This is a genomic window from Okeania sp. SIO2B9 (genome assembly GCF_010672505.1).
Taxonomy (GTDB): domain Bacteria; phylum Cyanobacteriota; class Cyanobacteriia; order Cyanobacteriales; family Microcoleaceae; genus Okeania; species Okeania hirsuta.
This window is the reverse complement of record NZ_JAAHGK010000699.1, coordinates 1-4066: the sequence shown is the minus strand read 5'-3', so window position 1 is coordinate 4066 and position 4066 is coordinate 1. Positions and strand designations below refer to the sequence as shown.

Below are 4066 nucleotides of genomic sequence, written 5' to 3'. Positions count from 1 at the left end.
ATCCGACAGCTCCCCTACCTGACTCCTGACTCCTGAGGACTCCGTCATTTATTTATAAGTATTCAACCGGACATAATATTACGCAAAGACACTATATATAGCGTATGCTAAATGATCGCGATCGCTTACAAGATTATAGCGATCGCCCAGCTTTGCTGATTCTATTCCTATTCATAAAAACTTAAACGACTATCATTTTAATTGTAGTATATTTTATTTGAGTTCAGATACTAGATATTTAGGCGTTGCTGAAGTGCGTGTATGATATTAATCCTAATTACTTAGGAGTCAACCCACCCGCACGCCCCTCCCAGGAGGGGAAGTCAGTCAGACCGAGTCAGAAGGGAAGAAAGAATAAGAAACCCCCAGTAGAAGGGGCTTTGTTGCACAAAGAGAGCTTAGAGGGTAAAAATAACAGTGCGTGGCACAACAAACCTATATCAACGTAGACATGAGTAAGTCCCAATCTAAGTCTAAGTCTAGGTCCAAGTCTAAGTACCGAGTCAGTAACTGGTCTGAGTATGATGCTTCCTTAAAGCAAAGAGGGAGTCTGACATTTTGGCTCACTGACGAGGTAATAGAGCAGTGGGTCAACCACAAGAAGACCGGACGTAGGGGAGCATCGAAAACCTATAGTGATGTGGCTATTGAATTAATGGTGGCTCTCAGCAGCTTATTTGGATTAGCAGGACGACAGACAGAGGGATTTGTGGAATCTATATTTGACTTGATGGGACTAGATTTACCAGTACCAGACCATAACACTGTATGCCGTAGGGTCAGAAAACTAAATATTGCAATACCAGTACATCTAGGTGTGAATGAGGCGACCGGAGAGATTGTCACAGCAGTTGTCACAACCAATGATGTGAGTGAGACCAAGTATTTTCTGACCTATTAGATGGAGTAGAAGGTGAAATAGCCCAAGTTTCAGGTGATGGGGCTGATGACAAATACAAGTGCTATGAGACAGCTCACCAACGAGGGATAAAAACGACCATTCCACCGCGTAAAAATGCTGTGATTAGGCAGCATGGCAACTGTAAAGCCCTACCTGCTCCCAGAGATGAGAACCTCAGACGAATTCGTAAAATAGGACGCCAGAAATGGAAGCATGAAAGTGGATACCATAGACGCTCTCTATCTGTTTGCGTTTGCGTAGCATCCCGTAGGAAAGCATTCCGTAGGAAAACCACTATGTTTAGGCTCAAAGTTTTATTTTGTGGGAAGTTACGAAGACGATCATTTGATAATCAAGCAGTGGAGTTATTCATTCAATGCGCTAGCCAGCAACCGCATGATACAGAATGGTAAACCCGAAAGTTATCAAGTACACATCTAGAACTGCATCTCCCCAGGGAGTTATCTGCGATCGCAACATTCATGCAACAAAGCCGTCACTAAGCGTAAAGTGGCTGGTGGTTCTCGCTTTTGGCCTGGGTTTCGTCGTTCGGCAACATTGTTGAGCGTCATACAGTCTTGTCGCGCTCAGGGTCGCTCTGTTCTTGATTTATTGAGGCGATCACTTTCTTTGGCAATGCGATCGCGTTCTCACGAATTATCTCTCATTCCTATCTCTGAGTAATTGGGATAATTTTGTCAACCCCTACACCTGAATGCTTACCACTAACCTATCTATTTTTTGGAATTATAATGAGAGGATAAAAAAAATAATACTTTATATAATCTATACATATTAATTTTTTAAAGATGAGTAAAACTCGTTGTAATCACAGAGAAAATATAAAAAACTAGAGTTTTATGAAGATTCAGTAAAGATTTTAAATGTGGGGTTGCTTTTGCTAATGAAACATATGAAACATATTAAGAATTTATTAACAGGGGTGACCTTCTTAAAAGTTTAATTGTATTATAAGCAGCGGAGAACTGAGAAAAACTTTATAAATCTCTCAGAGAATTCTCAGATAGTCTCATTAGACTGATGACGAGATAATTGATTAGATTGTGAATTAATTCTGCCATGACCAACTTATTCAAAAATAGTAAAGCATTATTAACACTTGTAAGCGTTAGTTCTGTTATCACTACAGCATCTGTTGCGCAAGCATTAACCTTAAAAGTAGAAGTAGAAAATCTCGGTCTCGATGGTGGTGTGGCCTTGACCCCTGTTTGGGTGGGATTTCATGACGGTAGCTTTGATAGTTATAACGGGGGACTTCCCTCCGAGAAAGGGTTAGAGAGAATTGCTGAGGATGGCAATACTATGCCCATCTCCATAGACTTTCTCGCCAATAAAACCTATGTTCAAGGTGGTATGAGTGGAGTGTTCGACTCAACTCAAGTGGGAACCCGTGTTGATGGTGCCATTGGTGGTGGTCCTATCACCGCAGAAACTATGGCTATGAGTACATTTGACGTAACCCCCGATGAATCTAATCGATGGTTCTCTTATGTATCGATGGTTCTTCCTTCTAATGATTATTATGTTGCCAATGGTAATCCCTTTGCTTGGGATTTAATGGATTTATTTACAGGAAATCAAAGCCAAATTTCCTTTAACATTGGACTCCCCGGAACCGTTAATGATGCTGGAACAGAAGTCAATAATTTTTCTACTTCTGCCGGTAACGGTTTGTTTCCAGAATTACCTGCCGGACAAGGCGGACAAAATCAGGGGGCTGATGAAAATGGAGTTAATGCCAATGTTGCCGATCCTTATGCTAATTTCCTCAATAGACCAACTAATTTTGATACGGCTTTTGCTGACCTCGATTTCAATGATACAACTCTTTATCCCAATGGGATTGCTAGTATCACCATTAGTGTGGAGTCTCAATCCGTTCCCGAATCATCTACCACTGTGGGCTTAATGGCCATGGTCGGATTATTCGTCTTTGGTGGTTTACGTCGTCGCAATCATCACTTTAACTAATTTTTCTCGACACATAACATATCTTTATGGTATCCACTCAATATGATGGGGTAGGCAATTATGATAGCTGCTAAGACCAACCAAGAGAATTAACAGAAGAGCGATCATAAATAATAGTTGCCAGAGAGGGAATATTCCCTCTCCTCAAAATGCGATCGCGTACATATTCAAAAAAGCTCAATCCCAGTTTACGAGTCGTAGTAACAAGGGACATAAAAGTATCCCAAGCTCTCGTCCCTTCAATCGTCTGAGTTCCATAACTGATATTGCGTCTCCTCACCATAGTCGGCAAAAACGACAATTCCACCGCGAAAAAATGCGGTGATTTGGCAACATGGCAACTGTAAAGGGACTCCCCATCCCAGAGATGAAAACTTGAGGTGCATTCGCATCTGTGGCCGCAAGAAATGGAAGCGTGAAAGTGGCTACCATCGACGTTCCCTATCTGTTTGCGTTTGCGTAGCATCCCGTAGGGAAGCATTCCGTAGGAAAACTACTATGTTTAGGCTCAAAGTGATATTTGGAGGACAATTGCGACGACGAAAATTTGATAGTCAGGCAGTAGAGTTATTCATACAATGTGCCATGCCCAAGCGTATGATTCAAACTGGCAAACCCAAAAGCTACAAAGTTGAGAGCTAGTTAACTTCCACTAAGGGAGTTTCTACGAACGCTACTTTCATGCAACAAAGCCATTTTTTTCTGCAAATTTTTTGGCTTCCGAAGTCAGAGAATTTTTGCTAAATAGTTGAGGGATAATTAATCCAGAATTAGCTTGATATTCTGCAAATTCTGGATAGCGAGATAGAGACTTATCTTTTTTCAGCATATTAGGGATAAATATTCCAGCAAAAAATGCTCCTAGAATTAAATAAGGCAACCAATGTTGCACTAACATTGCAAAAGAAAGATAGATAAATATTTCTCCTAAATAGTTAGTATTTCGACAGCGAGCAAAGAATCCTTCTGTGATTAATCCTGGTTTATATTTGAGGGTATAATATTTTTGAGCATCGCTAGTGTAGTGGAAGAAAATGCCAAAAATATTTAGAGAAATTGCAGCAGCTACTAAAGGTATTGGAGGTTCAGTTCCACTGCTAATTAAAATGTAGGGAGCTACCCAATATAAAGATAATAAGGCAAAAGTAACAATGCCTAACCAGATAAGAATTT

At 40.6% G+C, this 4066-nt stretch carries 5 protein-coding genes and 2 pseudogenes; 5 read left to right on the top strand and 2 right to left on the bottom strand.

Annotated features, from left to right (window positions below):
• The first annotated feature begins 257 nt into the window (after positions 1-257).
• The 4 genes and pseudogenes from F6K13_RS21900 to F6K13_RS21885 all read left to right on the top strand — a co-directional run bounded on the left by F6K13_RS21900 (position 258) and on the right by F6K13_RS21885 (position 2893).
• Entirely contained in the window at positions 258-449 is a 192-nt protein-coding gene (locus F6K13_RS21900; protein WP_287288368.1) for a hypothetical protein, read from the top strand.
• A gap of 2 nt (positions 450-451) precedes the next feature.
• Positions 452-1342, top strand: a pseudogene (locus tag F6K13_RS21895) (transposase).
• Positions 1343-1411: 69 nt separating this feature from the next.
• A complete protein-coding gene (locus F6K13_RS21890; protein WP_161564383.1) occupies positions 1412-1585 on the top strand; it encodes a hypothetical protein in 174 nt (57 codons plus the stop codon).
• 396 nt (positions 1586-1981) lie between these two features.
• On the top strand, positions 1982-2893 hold the full coding sequence (locus F6K13_RS21885) for a spondin domain-containing protein (protein WP_124143849.1): 912 nt from the start codon (positions 1982-1984) through the stop codon (positions 2891-2893).
• A gap of 70 nt (positions 2894-2963) precedes the next feature.
• Here the strand turns inward: F6K13_RS21885 and F6K13_RS21880 are convergent, their stop codons facing one another.
• The gene (locus F6K13_RS21880; protein ID WP_192901066.1) at positions 2964-3107 is read right to left on the bottom strand and encodes a hypothetical protein; all 144 of its coding nucleotides are present in this window, start codon (positions 3105-3107) and stop codon (positions 2964-2966) included.
• A 71-nt stretch (positions 3108-3178) separates the two neighbouring features.
• On the opposite strand from F6K13_RS21880, the pseudogene F6K13_RS21875 reads away from it, so the two are divergent.
• A pseudogene (locus F6K13_RS21875) lies at positions 3179-3535 on the top strand (hypothetical protein); the annotation flags it as partial.
• A gap of 37 nt (positions 3536-3572) precedes the next feature.
• Here F6K13_RS21875 and F6K13_RS21870 read toward each other — a convergent pair.
• Positions 3573-4066, bottom strand: a 494-nt coding sequence (locus F6K13_RS21870) for a DUF1295 domain-containing protein (RefSeq protein ID WP_287288366.1), incomplete at its 5' end; no start/stop codon positions are given.